The sequence below is a fragment of the Ligilactobacillus acidipiscis DSM 15836 genome, from assembly GCF_001435755.1.
GTDB lineage: Bacteria > Bacillota > Bacilli > Lactobacillales > Lactobacillaceae > Ligilactobacillus > Ligilactobacillus acidipiscis.
Genome location: NZ_AZFI01000032.1, coordinates 1 through 15,804 on the forward strand (window position 1 = coordinate 1; position 15,804 = coordinate 15,804).

General features: G+C 38.0%; 13 protein-coding genes and 1 pseudogene. 3 read left to right on the forward strand and 11 right to left on the reverse strand.

Annotated elements, in window-relative coordinates; genetic code table 11:
* Window positions 1–243 precede the first annotated feature (243 nt).
* The 3 genes from FC65_RS03995 (at window position 244) to FC65_RS04005 (ending at window position 5,657) form a co-directional block, all read left to right on the forward strand.
* On the forward strand, window positions 244–1,611 hold the full coding sequence (locus FC65_RS03995; protein WP_056971636.1) for an FAD-dependent oxidoreductase: 1,368 nt from the start codon (window positions 244–246) through the stop codon (window positions 1,609–1,611).
* Between the two features lie 1,007 nt (window positions 1,612–2,618).
* Window positions 2,619–5,249, forward strand: coding sequence for a cation-translocating P-type ATPase (locus FC65_RS04000; protein ID WP_056971637.1), 2,631 nt, complete (start codon window positions 2,619–2,621; stop codon window positions 5,247–5,249).
* A gap of 12 nt (window positions 5,250–5,261) precedes the next feature.
* Entirely contained in the window at window positions 5,262–5,657 is a 396-nt protein-coding gene (locus FC65_RS04005; protein WP_010498788.1) for a hypothetical protein, read from the forward strand.
* Between the two features lie 56 nt (window positions 5,658–5,713).
* Here FC65_RS04005 and FC65_RS04010 read toward each other — a convergent pair whose 3' ends face one another.
* The 11 genes and pseudogenes from FC65_RS04010 to FC65_RS04060 form a co-directional block, all read right to left on the reverse strand.
* Window positions 5,714–6,289, reverse strand: a complete 576-nt coding sequence (locus FC65_RS04010) for a hypothetical protein (RefSeq protein WP_056971638.1) — start codon at window positions 6,287–6,289, stop codon at window positions 5,714–5,716.
* A 47-nt stretch (window positions 6,290–6,336) separates the two neighbouring features.
* Window positions 6,337–7,206, reverse strand: coding sequence for an SPFH domain-containing protein (locus FC65_RS04015; protein ID WP_056971639.1), 870 nt, complete (start codon window positions 7,204–7,206; stop codon window positions 6,337–6,339).
* A 9-nt stretch (window positions 7,207–7,215) separates the two neighbouring features.
* On the reverse strand, window positions 7,216–7,557 hold the full coding sequence (locus FC65_RS04020) for an Arc family DNA-binding protein (protein WP_056971640.1): 342 nt from the start codon (window positions 7,555–7,557) through the stop codon (window positions 7,216–7,218).
* Between the two features lie 261 nt (window positions 7,558–7,818).
* Window positions 7,819–8,220, reverse strand: coding sequence for a hypothetical protein (locus FC65_RS04025; RefSeq protein ID WP_235713586.1), 402 nt, complete (start codon window positions 8,218–8,220; stop codon window positions 7,819–7,821).
* Window positions 8,221–8,327: 107 nt separating this feature from the next.
* Window positions 8,328–9,479, reverse strand: coding sequence for a uroporphyrinogen decarboxylase/cobalamine-independent methonine synthase family protein (locus tag FC65_RS04030; protein ID WP_056971641.1), 1,152 nt, complete (start codon window positions 9,477–9,479; stop codon window positions 8,328–8,330).
* Between the two features lie 532 nt (window positions 9,480–10,011).
* On the reverse strand, window positions 10,012–10,893 hold the full coding sequence (locus FC65_RS04035; RefSeq protein WP_056971642.1) for a hypothetical protein: 882 nt from the start codon (window positions 10,891–10,893) through the stop codon (window positions 10,012–10,014).
* Window positions 10,894–11,122: 229 nt separating this feature from the next.
* Entirely contained in the window at window positions 11,123–12,808 is a 1,686-nt protein-coding gene (locus tag FC65_RS04040) for an alpha-glucosidase (protein WP_056971643.1), read from the reverse strand.
* A gap of 30 nt (window positions 12,809–12,838) precedes the next feature.
* Window positions 12,839–13,662, reverse strand: a pseudogene (locus FC65_RS04045) (PTS system mannose/fructose/sorbose family transporter subunit IID).
* Between the two features lie 63 nt (window positions 13,663–13,725).
* Window positions 13,726–14,568 carry a PTS mannose/fructose/sorbose/N-acetylgalactosamine transporter subunit IIC gene (locus tag FC65_RS04050; protein ID WP_056971644.1) on the reverse strand — a complete coding sequence of 281 codons (843 nt, stop codon included), beginning with the start codon at window positions 14,566–14,568 and terminating at the stop codon, window positions 13,726–13,728.
* A 134-nt stretch (window positions 14,569–14,702) separates the two neighbouring features.
* The gene (locus tag FC65_RS04055) at window positions 14,703–15,188 is read right to left on the reverse strand and encodes a PTS sugar transporter subunit IIB (protein ID WP_010498744.1); all 486 of its coding nucleotides are present in this window, start codon (window positions 15,186–15,188) and stop codon (window positions 14,703–14,705) included.
* A 33-nt stretch (window positions 15,189–15,221) separates the two neighbouring features.
* Window positions 15,222–15,653 (reverse strand): PTS sugar transporter subunit IIA, encoded by a 432-nt coding sequence (locus FC65_RS04060; protein WP_056971645.1) that lies wholly within the window; start codon window positions 15,651–15,653, stop codon window positions 15,222–15,224.
* Window positions 15,654–15,804 lie beyond the last annotated feature (151 nt).

Here is a 15,804-nt window from a genome sequence, read left to right on the forward strand (position 1 = left end):
ATTTACCCACACAAAGTTGACACTATCAAAATGTTTCTGTTGTTATACGTGAGCGGTGGTTTCTGTTAGAATAGGAATAAGCGAAATTTGAAGTAGAGTAAGAAAAGTTGCGCTTTTACTTGAGCTGCACGTGACAGAAGGCTGCGCCTAACTAATTTGCACATTATAATGCTGAAAAACGCATTATAGCGTGCAAGTCGGTTAGTTCTTGCCTTCTCCTGTTNTAAGAAAGGAAGTTTATTCATGAAAGTTATTGTAGTAGGTTCATCACATGGTGGTTTTGAAGCTGTTCGTGAAATTTTAGCCGATCGACCAGACGCAGAAATTCAATGGTACGAAAAAGGCGACTTTTTATCATTTCTTTCATGTGGGATGCAACTTTATCTCGAAGGTATTGTCAAGAACGTGAATGATGTTAGTTACGCAACACCCGAAGGCATGAGAGCTCAAGGCGTTTCAGTCTTTACCGAAACAGAAGTTACTGCAGTTGACGCAAAACAACACAGTGTCTATATCGTTGATCATAAGAATGGTCAAAAACGAGAAGAACAATATGACAAGTTGATCCTTAGCCCTGGTGCAACTCCTGCTACACTGCCAGTAGCTGGCAACGATTTAAAGAATATCTATGCCATGCGCGGACGTGATTGGGCAATCAAGTTAAAAGAAAGGACCGTTGATCCTGAAATCAACAATGTTGTAGTGATCGGTGCGGGTTATATCGGAATTGAAGCAGCCGAAACTTTTGCCAAAGCTGGCAAGCATGTAACTGTCGTTGATATGCTGCCCCGTCTACTGGCCAAGTATTTAGACGAAGAATTAACTGATATCGTTACTAAGGAAATGGAAAAACATGATATCAAAGCCGCTCCAGGGCAAGCTATCAAGAAATTTGTTGGTAAAGACGGTCATGTTACTCAAGTTATCACAGACCAAGCAACTTATCCTGCAGATCTCGTGATCGTAGCTACCGGTATCAAACCAAATACCAAATGGTTATCTGGAATAGTTGACCTGGATGACCATGGTATGATCAAAGTCGATGATCAACAACGAACAAGTGCAGATGATATTTACGCTGTTGGGGATGCAACACTAGTTAAGTTTGCTCCAACTAATGGGACAAAATCTCCGATTGCTCTGGCTACAAACGCACGCCGTCAAGGACGAATAGCTGGAAAAAATGCTGTCGGGAACGCAGCGAAAACACCACTTGTTTCCGGTTCAAGTGCTTTATCTGTTTTCAAATACAAGTTTGCCTCTACTGGTATCAAAGAAGGAACTGCCGCTCAATTCAACTTGGAAACTAAATCCACTTTGGTCACAGACACATTCCGACCTAGCTTTGTTACAGATGAAAACGGAAACGACAAGGTATGGTTCAAGCTGACATACGACCCACAAACCACTCGTATTTTAGGTGCACAGATCCTTTCTACTCAAGATGTGACTCAAAATATCAACACTATTTCTTTAGCTATCCAAGCTAAATTAACGTTGTCTGATCTCGCCTATGCAGACTTCTTCTTCCAACCAGGTTTTGACCGCCCATGGAACATCATGAACGTTGGTGCCCAACAGGCGTTGCGTGATTTAGAAAAAAATAAATAATACGCTAAAGCAAAAACATTCAGGTCATAAATTTACTGAATGTTTTTTGTTAACTAAAATTAATTTGGTTTGACTGCATATGAAAAATGCTGTTTCAAATTTATCAAAATTTAAGAACGGTTCACTAGTTTTGTCCCTGTCAAATATTTTTGCAGCATCGCCTAGTAGTCAACTACCACGGGTTAAACCCGTACGCAAAATATAGCTCATATAGCAACCTACTTCCTGACTAACAATTTGTTAAAATTTTAAACGTAAAATTTGACAGACTTACCTGAACAATGGTACGGTTAATTATGTAAAGTTGAATCTCTTTCAACTGCTAAGCTGTTCAAAGCGTTTGAACGACTTGCACATCATTTCTGAAAGTTCATTTCTAATTTGATCACTGCATTGCTGCATGACCAATCACGTTCACAGATCTACCATTTTCACTGAAAGAATTAAATTCACCCGAATTTAACCTCTCTTAAACTAATTTCAATTTAATTTCACAACAGACAGCAGTTGCACTCCGTGTGCTTTAAGAATTACATTTTTAAATCTCCTGTTTCCTATCTTTGTTGTTATAACAGAGTTATTTTGCACAGATATTTTCCTGATCAACAGACGAGATACCTGCACTTTTTTGTATATTCTTTCAGCTGGTTTATTCAAACCCAGTGACTCATTAACTACTTTATTCTCGCTGCTAAAATTGCATTTTTCTAGCCCGCATACACCACTGAAAAATATTTAATTTCGGTCATTTCTGGGATAATTCTAACTCTGATACATTGCCAGTGAGCTTAGATCCACTTTTTTAAAGTGCACTACACGTTACTTTGACCAACCTCTCACTAATATTAGTTTTACTAAATACACTTCTTTTGCTGTATTAATTTCGTTTCAATTTTATGAAAATGGCTAGTGATCTTATTACTGCTAAACAAGTTTTGTTAACTTAATTTGACAGCTTTACGAAAGGTACCAGCTTTAACGACTATCTAAATTGAAAGGATGATCCTATGTCGAAAGAAAAGTCGACCAATAAGCAAATCCTTGCTCATTATAAAACAAGCGAGCAAGGATTGACTACTGAACAAGTCACTAAACGAAAACAGAACGGACTCAATGAATTACAAGAGGGTAAAAAAGATAATATTTTTAAGCAAGTAGCTCTTCATCTATCAGATGTTGCTTCACTCGTCTTGCTGTTTGCTGTTATCTTATCCACCTATCTGGCGGCGACCGGCTTTGAAAAGTGGAGCCAACCGCTGATTATCGGTAGTATTCTGATTTTAAATGTTTCTATCAGTATCTACCAGGAAAAAAGCGCTGAGAAGGCATTGGCAGCTTTAAAAGACATGAATGTTCGCGAATCGACCGTAATTCGAAACGGAATACGACAAACAATTGAATCAAAAGATTTGGTCGTTGGCGATATTGTAATTTTAAGTGCGGGAGATCAAGTCCCGGCTGATGGTCGCTTGCTAACAGCCAATAACTTAACGATCAACGAGTCGATTTTAACTGGAGAAAGTGAACCAGTTGAAAAAACCAGTGCTGAACAAGAACTGACCAAAGAACTCAGCCAAAGATTTAACGAAGCTTTTTCCGGAACTGGAGTCGTTTCTGGAAATGCGCTAATGGTAGTAACTGCAATTGGAATGGATACCGAACTTGGTTCCATCGCTGGTTTGCTCAACGAAACTGAAAAGAAAAAAACTCCCCTTCAAGAAAAATTAGATTCATTGTCGAAGAGTTTGACATCTGTGGCATTGATCGGTGGAGTCTTGATTTTTATCATCGGTTTTTTCTTCCGCGGATTTGATCTTTCATCTGGTTTGATCATGGGAGTTTCCCTAGCAGTTGCTGCTGTCCCTGAAACACTGCCGATCATTGTCACGATCAGTTTATCTTATGGTGTTATCAAAATGTCGAAAAAAAATGCGATCATGCGTCGGGTAAATTCAGTAGAAACGGTTGGTAGTATTGATGTTATTACATCTGACAAAACTGGTACTCTTACTCAAAACCAAATGACCGTCACTAAATACTGGGTCCCACAAAATGCCCCAGCAGAAACTTCCACTATCATTTCAAAAGATTCCAAAGAATTTCAGCTAATGAGATTTATGGGGTTAGCTACCGATGCACAGGTCAAAGAAGTTGATGGTCAAAAAGTGGAATTGGGAGATTCAACAGAGTTAGCTATCATTCACTGGTTGCAAAAAGCAGAGACAACACGTGCCGAGTTGGAAAAAGACTACCCGAGAATAGACGAAGATCCATTTGATTCCAATAAAAAATTGATGGCAACGCTGCATAAAACTCCTTATGGTAAATATCTTTTGATCGTAAAAGGAGCAATCGACCGTCTTCCTGTCCAATTAAGTGATAATGAAAATAAGCAAGTTCAAAGTGTTAATAAACAATTTGCTAGACAAGCCCTACGTGTCCTAGCGGTCGGTTATACTCTCTTAGATGAAAAACCGACTGGACCACTTGATGCAACTAAAATCCCAGTGAAATTAGCTGGTCTGATCGGGATCATCGATCCGCCACGTCCGGCAGCGATCTCCGCCATCGAAAAAGCTAAAAATGCTGGAATAACTACGTTGATGATCACAGGTGATCATCCTGAAACTGCAAAAGCAATTGCAGTCCAAATGGGGATCGCCGAAAAAAATGATCAGGTCATGACTGGTACTCATTTGAATGACCTGAGCGATGAAGAATTACAGCAAAATATTAAAAATATTAAAGTTTACGCTCGTGTTTCACCGGAAGATAAGATCCGGATCGTCAAAGCATGGCAGGCAAATGGTTCAACTATTGCGATGACAGGCGATGGGGTCAACGATGCACCAGCAATTAAAGCAGCCGACGTTGGCATAGCAATGGGAATTACCGGAACGGATGTTTCTAAACAAGCTGCTGACATGATCTTAACGGATGATAATTTCGAAACGATCGTCACAGCTGTCGAAGAAGGACGAACGATCTATCAAAATATCCTTAAAGCTGTCGAATTCTTGATCGTTGTTAACTTTGCTCAGTTATTTATGATGATCTTCGCAGTTGCAATGGGTTGGGGTTCGCCTTTGTTAGCCGAACAACTCTTATTGATCAACGTGTTAGCTGATGGTATCCCAGGATTCTATATCTGCCGTGAACCATCCGAAGGCAACAACATGAAAAAAGCACCGATCAACAGACAAACTAGTATTTTTGCCGATGGTCTAGCACAAAGAGTCAGCTTTCGGGCTGTTGTCTTCACTATCTTGACCCTAATGATCTTCGGCCTTGGACAATTTGTACTTTCAAATTCAGATATACATTTCGCACGTACAATGCTCTTCTTGGTTTTAGCTTTAGGGTCAATGATCGATATTTACGTGATTAAATCACGGCAACCTCTTTCTTTGCAGACTTTTGCCAATAATACCGCATTAAACTTTAGCTTAGGCCTAACCATGCTAGTAGTAGTCTCAATCGCCACAATTCCTGGTTTAAGAGAAGTTTTCGGCTTTACTGCCCTGTCCGATCTTGCCTGGGTCTTTGTCATAATCAGTGTCTTCATACCCGCTATTCTACTAGAAATCAACAAACGTTGGACCTTAAGAAGAGAAACAGAACTAGCTTTATCAGAGTAAGGATGTGATGAGTTGATTTATCTCAAAATTTTTGTCATGTTAGTGTTACTCGTTAATTTAGCAGGTTGTGGTGCTTCGATTTCAAAAGATTTAGAAAGCCAAAAATGGGAATTTACAGCGCAACAAGTAAAGCAACCACCTTCAACAGTAATGTTTGATGGAAAACACGTTACATTCATCAAAGGCGACAATTGCCAAACTTATGGTTATAAGATCAAAAAGAAACCAAACGGTTCCACTCAACTTATTATGGGTAAAAAAAGCGGTGTCTCCCATAGGGCACCAATTAAGAACTTTGAGATTCAAAAATCTGCCAGATCTTATAAACTAAAACCCACGAACAAATTTGCCAAGCATTATTATGGCGAGGCAAAATTAGTACCACTTAAAGACGCTAATTCTGAATAAGAAAAACTCTAACTGTTTTCCCACTAATTAGTGGGAGTGAAAACAGTTAGAGTTTTTTATTTTTTACTACGTTTCACAGCTTGTTGGTATCCTTCAGAATATTTCATGCTTTCTGCGTATGAATCCGCAATTGAATCCATCATTGTCTTGTTTTTACCAGGCTTTTTATTAGTCTGCTTCTTGTTTTTCCCACTCTGTTTGCTCTGATTATAATTATCAAAGTTCTTACTACCATAAGTCTTATTATTTGTGCGATAACTATGAGGATCATTCACAAGATCATCCGTGATATGAGAAGTGCGATAATGCCTTGTATGAAATAGCGGTCCATTTGGGCTATACTGAATACCTCTTTCATTACTCTCAGATGGGAGCACCTTAGTTCGCTGACGTTTACTCTTACGATTTTGCTGGCGCACCATTTTGCCAGCTAAATTGTCACTATTTGATTTTTGTGAAACTTTTTTGGCAGCAGCATGGAAATCATTTTTAGGGGGCATTTGAGAGGAACTATTTGAAAATGCATCATTCCACTTTTGAAAGAGCCTGCCAACCTTTTGAACCAGCCAAATTACAATGCCAAAAATCACAAACATTAGGACTAATATGAAAATCACACTGATCACTGACATTTGGTCGCCTCCCTTGCTTGTTGCAAGTCTTTATGGTTGCTAGCTAATTATTCTGTCTGATTTTTGTTCTCTTTTTGCTTAGAATTCTTAGAGAAACCCGAACCGTTACGCTCTTTTATTGTTTGAGCCAAAACTGCAGTTTGACCAAAATTACTACTATCATCATTAGGTACCACAACCATATTAGCCTGAGATTTTGCTAGCTGACTATATGCGGAGATCGACTGATTCTTAAAGTAACGATCATCAGTATTACTCAAACCGGCTTGAACGGTGTCGATACGATATCTTTCAGCATCTGCTCGTGTTTTAGTAGCCTGAGCTTGAGCACTAGCCGTAGCCATCAAAGCATTATTTTGTGCTTCATTGGTTAACCGGATCGATTCTGCTTCCCCTTGTGCCTGAGCAATAGCAGCGATCCGTTCACGGTCAGCTGTCAATTGTTTGTCCATTGCACGCTGGATCTCAGCTGAAGGCAATAGCTCGTCGATATTGATCCGGTCAACATTGATCCCGTAAGTATTAGTTAAATCCCCGATCGCAGATGCAAGATCCGCATTGATACGCGCGGTAGAACCTAAGGCGTCATTTAGTTCCATCCGTCCGATTATGTCACGTAAATGGCCACGAACCAACTGCGCCATCGATTCGACTGAATCCGTATTATTATATTCGTACTTCATTGAATCAGTAACATGATAATTCAAAGTAACTGAAGTCGAGACTTCAGCGTTATCCTTAGTAATAATTGAATAATGCGGCAATTCGATAGGTTGCATTGCCAAACTGACTGTTCTGATCCCCTGGATAAAGGGAATGTAAAAATGCAGCCCTGATTCGACCGGGTGCTTATATTTTCCAAACATTTCTACTAACCCCTGACAATTTTGGGGCACGATTTTAAGTCCTAACGGCATAATATTACCTCATTTCTGAATTGGTTTGATCGTTAAAATATTTCCGACGGCTTCAACTACAAGATATGACATGTCAGCTTGAATCGCCTGATTATCACTAGTTAAATAGCGATAGTAGATCCCGTTGACTGAAACTAAACCACTATCAGCAAAAATCTTATCTGGTTTGACAACTTGATTTAGTATTAACCGACTTTCCATGGTTGAGTTAGTCGTTGCTGATTCTTCCAAAAATTGCTGAACACTTTCGACAACCATCTGATTGATGCTAATATGCTTAGCAGCTGCTTGCTTTTTTAGCTTTTCATATACGTCTTCTGGAAACCGAATGGTTGTCATTTTTGTCGACAAAGTCATCACCTTCTTCATTTCTTTTTGATATCACATTGATATTATAACCTGTAATTTACTATTTTGTAAATTTGTTTGCTTTTACAGTAAAAAATGACTTTAAGCAGGCTTTTGCAACACGAGATTTTATCTTTGATCAAGTTCTGCACTACAATGCTGAAAAACTCACTATAATGCAAAGGTTTATTAGTAAGTCTTATCATCAAAGTGACAAAAAAAGACCTCTGCCTTGCGCAGAAGTCACCACGACAAAATATTCACTTATATTACATTAAAGACTGCGAAGTAGAAAACTGCTGCTTCGATAGTCAAGATCAGTTGAATCACACTCAACCCCCAGCCAAAAGTCATTGCTTTAACGGGTGATTGAATTTTACCGATCTTTTCATCATTACCTAGCCATGACAACAAAAGCGTAAGTACCGGGAAGACAAAAACCAATAATTTGGATTGTCCGTATAAACTCAATGCATTTAAAGTCATTTGTATGGGTATCTCCCGCGGCAAATAAATCATCAGCGCCAACGACAGTACGAATTCAAACATACTGACGATGGCGAATGTCGCGGGTATTTTATGATAATAATCAATAAACTTAGCCAAATAGATCACTCCAAATATAAATTCTTTTTCGTTATCCATATCTACTGTTAATTTTACCACGAATAAACATTGCTGCGTTAAAAATTAATAAAATCAGACAAAACAAAAACAACCGCTCGCTAACGCACGGCTGAATTTTAAATTCTTAAAATTTTGAGTATCAATACTCAATCAAAACGGCAAGCATCTGTTTTCCAAGTATCACGAGCGGTCTGAACTACTAAATCAACCTTGTCCCATTGCTGTTGCTCATTTAAGTCATTTCCTTCTTTGGTTGAAGCAAAACCACATTGTGGTGATAGACTTAAATTATGCAATGGTACCATGTCCATCGCCTGCAAAATTTTATGTTGTAACTTTTGCTCAGATTCTAGCTGTGAAGTTTTAGTAGTTACTAATCCTAGTACGAAAACCGCCTGCGGCTGAGCACGATGGATCCGCGCCAGCGGTTCAAAATCACCATCAGTCTTTAGATCATCATATTCCATAAAGAAGGCATCATACGGTAATTCCTGCAATACATTGGTGATCGAAGCATAAGTGCCTCCGCCTAAAGAAGCTGAGTGAAAATTGCCACGGCAAATATGTGTTGCAAATATCATGTCATCCGGCGCAGCTGCAATAATTTTTTGAATCAAACTAGTTATTTCATCTTCTAATTTTGTGACCCGTTCCGTGTTTTCATCACCTTGCAGACCTGTAATTGGTAATGTCACTCCCAACAACCAAGGATCATCAAGCTGGATATACCGTAATCCCAACTCATAAAAATGTGCGATGGTTTGCTGATAGACTTTAAGAATATCTGCTAAATACTCTTCACGACTAGCATAAAAATCAGAATAGTTGGCGATCACCGCAAAGTCGCCCTCAAATAACAAAGGAGTCGGAGCTGGAATAGTTACTTTTGCCTGAACTCCAGCAGGGATAATACTTTGCAAGAACTCATAGTCGCTAAAGAATGGATGATTTGCGTTATATTCGAATTTACCTGCTAATTTTAGACCATCATCAACCAATTCTTGCCCGCTAAAATTCAATTTGAATCCATCAGGGACCACTTGGACCCCATTCAAACCAGCCAAGAAATCAATAAAAAAGTTTTTGCGATTATATTCACCGTCTGAAACAACATGTAATCCGTGGGTAATTTCTTGCTGCACCAGTTTTTTAGTTGCACCATGTTGGATCTGCTTAAACTCATCTTGAGTGATTTCTCCATTATCCACTTGATTATAAGCTTCTTTTAAATCATTCGGTCTTAAAAAACTTCCTACTGTATCGTAAGTATAAAAATACTGATGTTTTTTCACTGTCATTACAAACACTCCTCATATTAAAATATTAAGTATCATAGTCAAAAATCTCTAAACAAAAAAGCACCCGTTCCCGCACACTTTTCACGTGCAGGGACGAATACTTCGCGTTACCACCCAGTTTTTCATTATACTTACGCATAAATTACTCAACAGCTTAAAACAAGCTCAAGCTAGGGAAAATAACGGTTCCTACCGTTCAGCAGGCGTGAACTTGCTGAAAAATAATTGGAGCTCATCTTCAATATTAGTCAATATCTGCTCTCACCGACCGCAGACTCTCTGAATATTTAACCAATAGCTACTCTTCTCCGCAGATTTTCTGGCTAAACTACTTTTAATTAACTGTTAATATAAGCTTAATTCAACGAATTTTCAAGTTAAACTTCATTTAAAAAAATACATAGTATTTTATCAAGCGATCCAGCGATCAATTTACTTTTCACCATTAGAACTAATCACTTCTTGATGCCAATAAAAGGAATAACTTTTGTAACGATTCATTGTTTCCTGACTCTTTTCAAAAATATTCAACTTACTTGTACCACTTATAATTATTCAAAACATTCTGTGCTTGGTCTGCGGACTGGACACTCAGCATCTGGTTAACGGTCGTTTGCAAATTATCCAAGCGACCATTCAAGATACTATAGATGAGCCCACTTTGTTGTGTCTGATTATCCAACTGTTGCTTTAATGAAGCCAGACTTTGCGATACTTGCTGCATTTGGCTGAGATATTGTTGCCGATAACCTTCCTCATCTTTTTTATAATTTTTAACAGCATCTTTAGTCGTCTTATAATTTTGGCGTAATTCTTTGATTTGAGTATTAGCTGTATCCAGTTGATCACCCAAAGAATCATTTTTTCGCTGTAGTTCACCGATCTGTCTGCCTTGGTCATCGACCTGCTGCCTTGTCTGGTGATAACTGATCCCTGTCCAAACAAGATAAATCGCCAAAAGTCCCAAGATCACATAAAAAATCTTTTTGCCCCAGTGTTTTTTCTTTTCCCGCGGTTTTTTTACATCCATTTGTTCCTGTTGCAGATTTTGAGCTGGCTGTTGCTGAGCATATTTTGGAGTTGCTTGTTGCTGTGTGGACTGTGTCTGGCGTCTTGTTGGCTGAGAAAAATAATCCTGCTCATTACCATTACCGGCGGCCACAATTTTGATGGCGATCTGACGTAATGGCTGCAAATTTCCGTTCTCATCTAAAATAGAAATGTTGGCATCATATATTCCGACTTGCCCTATTTTTACATCAGCCATATTGACCAGTAGTTTGGACGTTAAATCTTGGCCAGTACGATCGTCGATGGCATGAGCATTTGTCAAATGTAAAATATCTTCGCCATTTAATGCTGACTTAGTGTCAATGGTAATTAAATCTTTAGTAATAGTTAACTCTGGTTTCATTTCAATGCACCCCCTATTATTCGGAAAATTTTTATATCCGCAAATATTTTATACACTAATTTTATCTAAAAGCCATTATAAAAACAAACTTTCCCTGATATTAACTAGTTTACCACCGCTTACATTTAAATCAGCATGTTTTCCAACTAAATCAAAATATAGTTCTTTTAAAATATCTGAAATTACAAAAAAAGACCAGATCTATTAAATAGATCGATCTTTTGTATATCTATATCTGCTTTTCGCATACTAGTGCTTCCCAAGGTTTCAATGCTGCATCTCCTAAACCAGATCCTTGCCTTTGGTAATTAGAAAGCAAAACCTTAGTTTTAGTATCAGCTGTATAGTAATCTGACAAGTCAAACGTCTTCTCACTTAAATTTGCGATGATCGTCCATTTTTGTTTACCCAAAACTCTCTCGTAAACGAAAACATCCGGATCGTCAGCAAATTTCAGCTCATAAGTGACATCACGCAAAATCAAATTTTGATGCCGCAACTCGATCAATTTCCTATAATAATTGGAAACTGATTTTTGACTCTCTTGATCTTTTGTAACATTGATTTCAGGATAACGTGTGTTGATTTTAAACCACGGTTTAGCCTCTGAAAAACCAGCATTCACTGCATCATTCCACTGCATTGGAGTCCTAGCATTATCACGGCTGATCTTATGGGCAGCTTTCAAAAAGTCAGCAGCCGATAGGGTCTTTTGCTCCTCAACAAATTGATGATAATTAGTCGTTAACTCCACATCTTCGTAATCTTCCAGCTTAAAATCAGGATTTGTCATACCGATCTCTTCACCTTGATAAACAAAAGGTGTCCCCTGTAAACAATGTAACACTGTTGCAAAAGCTGTGGCGCTCTCATAACGGTATTCGTGATCATTGCCCCATCTAGATGGTGTTCGCGCGCGGTCATGATTTTCAAAATAAAGTGCATTCCAGCCATGATCTCGTAATGAGTTTTGCCAATCGCTTAAAATATTCTTCAAAGCAATGATATCTGCCGGTTGCACATCCCAGCGCCCATTTATGCCACCTGGTTTACGATCAATATGCATATGTTCAAAAGTAAAAACCATATCAAGTTCTTCACGCTTCGGGTCGACCAGCTGCCTGGCGTCAATACTTTTAGATGCTGGAGCTTCGCCTACACTCATCATCTTAAATGGACTTAACACTTCTCGATCAATGTCATGAATAAACTCATGCATCCGTGGCCCATTATCTTGATTAGCTACAACATATTTTTCACCATTTTTAGCCGGATTATCGGGAAAATTCTGATTTTTAGAAATTGAGGTAATGATATCCATTCTCCAGCCATCGACACCTCTTGCTTTCCAAAAATGCATCAAGTCAAAAACTGCTTCACGAACTCGAGGATTTTCCCAATTCAAATCAGGTTGTTCCTTGGCATAATAATGTAAATAATACTGTTGCCGCTGTTCATTCCATTCCCAGGCTGAACCTGAAAAGTTTGAACCCCAGTTGTTAGGTTCGCTACCATCTTCTTTAGCATCTTTCCAAATGTAGAAATCACTAAAATAGTTATCCTTTGATTTGCAACTTTCTTTAAACCACTGATGTTGGTCAGAAGTTCCATTCACTACCAAGTCCATAATGATCTTTAAATTTAACTGATGTGCCTCACGGATCAAATGATATAAATCTTCATTTGATCCAAAACGCGGATCTATTTTGCGATAATCGGCAATATCATAGCCGTTATCAACTTGCGGCGAAACATAAAGAGGATTCAGCCAGATCGCATCAACACCCAATGATTTAATATAAGGTAATTTTTCAATAATACCGTTAATATCACCAAAACCATCGCCATTGCTGTCTTTAAAAGACTTAGGATAAATTTGGTAAATTACCGCATTTTTCCACCATTCTGAATTCATAATTTCCTCCGTCTTGCTTAATATTTTTTTCTAAACGATCCCTACTAAGGAAGCTAAAACTGAAATAATAATGATTGCAAAAATCAAGGTATTCAGGGAAACATTCTTTTTCTTGATCAAATAAAAACAAGCTAACGTAATTACTAAGGGCAGTAACCCAACAAAAATCTGATCCAAAACATTTTGTGTTTCCAACACTTTCTTACCAGCCACAACCATATTCCATTTGATCTTAAGCTTGACCATTTGGCTTGTCATGGCACCAACCATCATTAAACCGATCGTACTTGCGGCCTTAGTCAATATGTTGATCAAACCATTTTCATATAACTGGGAAATATAAGTAGATCCCAGCGTATAACCCATTTTCCCACTATACCAACGAATGATCTGTACTGGTACGTTAAAAATCAGTAAGAAGACAATTGGAGCTAAAATGTTGCCAGATTTAGCTAAACCAATAGCAACACCAGCAGCGATTGCCTTTAAAACACCCCAAAATACTGAATCACCGATTCCGGCTAAAGGTCCCATCAGACTGGTTTTAATAGCATTAATAGAATCAGTATTAAAGTTCTCGGTCTCAGAGTTTTCCTTTTCCATCGAGGCGGTAACACCCATAATAAACGGAACTAAAGCCAAATTACTGTTGTAGTAAGAATTATGTCGCACCATTGCCTGCTTTTTTTCTTCTTCATCACTATAAAATTCGTTAATAAATGGCAACATCGTATATTCAAAACCAGAAGCTCCCTGCTTGCAGGTGTAACTGCTGAATAAAGTGTAAATGAACGCCAATACATTTGTCGTAAAAGTTTATTTTCCTTTGCTGTTAATTCTTTCTTTTCAGCCATTAAAGTTGTTCCTCCCTTTAAATCGATAATTTTTAGTTAAAAATTACAAAAATGCAATATCCGTTAACTAAAGAAATCATCATTTTCTTGCTCATCAGCACTTTCTGTTATATTCTGCTGATCTGGCGAGTTTGTTACTACTGCAGGACGTGCCGCATTTTTCTTTTCGGTCTTATGCATTCTGAAATCATTTTGTGCTGAAACAACACCGATGACAATTGCCATTACAGCGACAGCAATCAAAGGCACCTTGAAATATGCCACGATCAAAAAACCTAAGAAATAATAAACTGAAATATTATTTTCCCACAAGATTTTCATCAACATAGCCATTCCGACTGCTGGCAACAAGTTGCCGGCCACAGACAAACCATTAACGATCGTATCAGGGATCATATTAATAGCATTTTGGGTTGCTTTTGAACCAACTAAAATAGCAAAAAATGGGATCAATGAATAAAGGAACCATTGTAAAGTCCACAAGCCAAAATGTAATCCAGTATATTTCTTTTGTTGTCCACTAGCGGCCAAACGGTCAAAGACACTGGCAAATGGTCCAACTACTAAAACATAAATCAATGTTTTAACTTCAACACCAATAATACCTAACGGGATCGCGATCGGCAAAGCAACGCCCAAGCCACCATGCATATTGATTGCAAAAGCAACAGCCAAAGCACTGGCCAAACCAGGTTCAGCAACCATTGCACCACCGATATTGACAACGCCCATAAAAATAGTTTCAAGTGAAGCCCCTAGTAAAAGACCAGTCTGAACATCACCTAGTAATAAACCGACCAGCGGACCAATAACAATTGGTCGGCCAAGTTGTGTGAAACCTAAGAGTTCCTGGCCGCCAACAGTCAAGAAAACTACTAAAGAAACAACCAAAGCTTGATATAACATTATTTAAACCTCCTGAATAATTATTTGAGCTTGAAAAGCAATATAACAAACACTATCGTCAGCTGACTTTCCATATATATAGTTAAGATTCAATAGATCAAACGCTAAATTGCGCAACTTAGATCATAAAAATCTTATAATTTCTTCAACTCATCTGATGCCAATAGTTTCTTATTGTCTGGTAAATTTTGTAAGGCTGTTTCGGGATATAATTCAGTTAGTCGACGTAAGTTTTCAATTTCCTCATTAGTTAACATTACAAATTGCGTAAATGTATGTTTTTGTCCCTCTACCGCTTTACCAACATTACCAATATTGACATATTTGATGTTAGACAGTTTTTCAGCTAAAGTAACAGCATCTCCCACTGTTCTAACTAGGACAAATAATTTCATTCTATCTGCCCGTGGATCAGATAAAAGATCGATCGCTCCTTGTAAAGACTTGATAATAACCTTCAATCCACTTGGCACAGCCATTTTCAAGGCCATCTTTTGCATTTCGTCATTAGCTGTTTCGTCGTTAGCGACCACGATGCCATCCAGGTCCAAAGCTCTTGACCATACCATCGCAATTTGTCCGTGAATCAATCTTTCGTCTACTCTAAGTGCTTGTATCATTTTAAAATCTTCCTTTCATCTTTAAATCATTATTTAATCAAAAAAGACATCATCAGAATCATCATCTGCGCTTGTCGGTTGTTGTAATTTAACTTTTTGCAAACTGACTCGTCCGCTTTGAATCAATTTATCTACAAATTCTTCGGTAATTGGCTCAGCTGATAATAAAGCTTCTAAAACAACTGGTAAATTGAAACCGGCTATGATAAAAACATTGTTAAATTTAGCAGCCCACAAACTGATCTGCTGGTTAACACTGCCTCCAAACATATCAGTAAAGACCAGAACATGGTCTTTTTCCGTGATTTCCTTAAAGAAATCATCAAGTTGTTTTTCCAACGTTGTATTTTCATCATTGTATGCTGCTATATAAGTAATGTTCTTGCTTTTTCCAGCAAACAATTCAATCGTACTTTGCGCTCCTGTAGCAAAATTTGCATGTGAAGCAACAAGAAACTTATTCACTGTTAAGCACCTCCCAATTATTTTGATTTACATTTAACATATAGCAAAAGGCGTGCCAACTTTTAAAAAAGCAGGTATTTAAAGCTTTTTTAAAGCACAAAAAAGAAATGCTTAGTTTTTAAGGTTCTATAATATTTGGTACTGATAGAAA

What these genes read in the sequence shown, in the direction of transcription:
- FC65_RS04015 (WP_056971639.1), bottom strand. Translation starts at nt 7,206, where the DNA reads ATGCCGTTAGGACTTAAAATCGTGCCCCAAAATTGTCAGGGGTTAGTA.
- FC65_RS03995 (WP_056971636.1), top strand. Translation starts at nt 244, where the DNA reads ATGAAAGTTATTGTAGTAGGTTCATCACATGGTGGTTTTGAAGCTGTT.
- FC65_RS04035 (WP_056971642.1), bottom strand. Translation starts at nt 10,893, where the DNA reads ATGAAACCAGAGTTAACTATTACTAAAGATTTAATTACCATTGACACT.
- FC65_RS04050 (WP_056971644.1), bottom strand. Translation starts at nt 14,568, where the DNA reads ATGTTATATCAAGCTTTGGTTGTTTCTTTAGTAGTTTTCTTGACTGTT.
- FC65_RS04055 (WP_010498744.1), bottom strand. Translation starts at nt 15,188, where the DNA reads ATGATACAAGCACTTAGAGTAGACGAAAGATTGATTCACGGACAAATT.
- FC65_RS04040 (WP_056971643.1), bottom strand. Translation starts at nt 12,808, where the DNA reads ATGAATTCAGAATGGTGGAAAAATGCGGTAATTTACCAAATTTATCCT.
- FC65_RS04010 (WP_056971638.1), bottom strand. Translation starts at nt 6,289, where the DNA reads ATGTCAGTGATCAGTGTGATTTTCATATTAGTCCTAATGTTTGTGATT.
- FC65_RS04030 (WP_056971641.1), bottom strand. Translation starts at nt 9,479, where the DNA reads ATGACAGTGAAAAAACATCAGTATTTTTATACTTACGATACAGTAGGA.
- FC65_RS04000 (WP_056971637.1), top strand. Translation starts at nt 2,619, where the DNA reads ATGTCGAAAGAAAAGTCGACCAATAAGCAAATCCTTGCTCATTATAAA.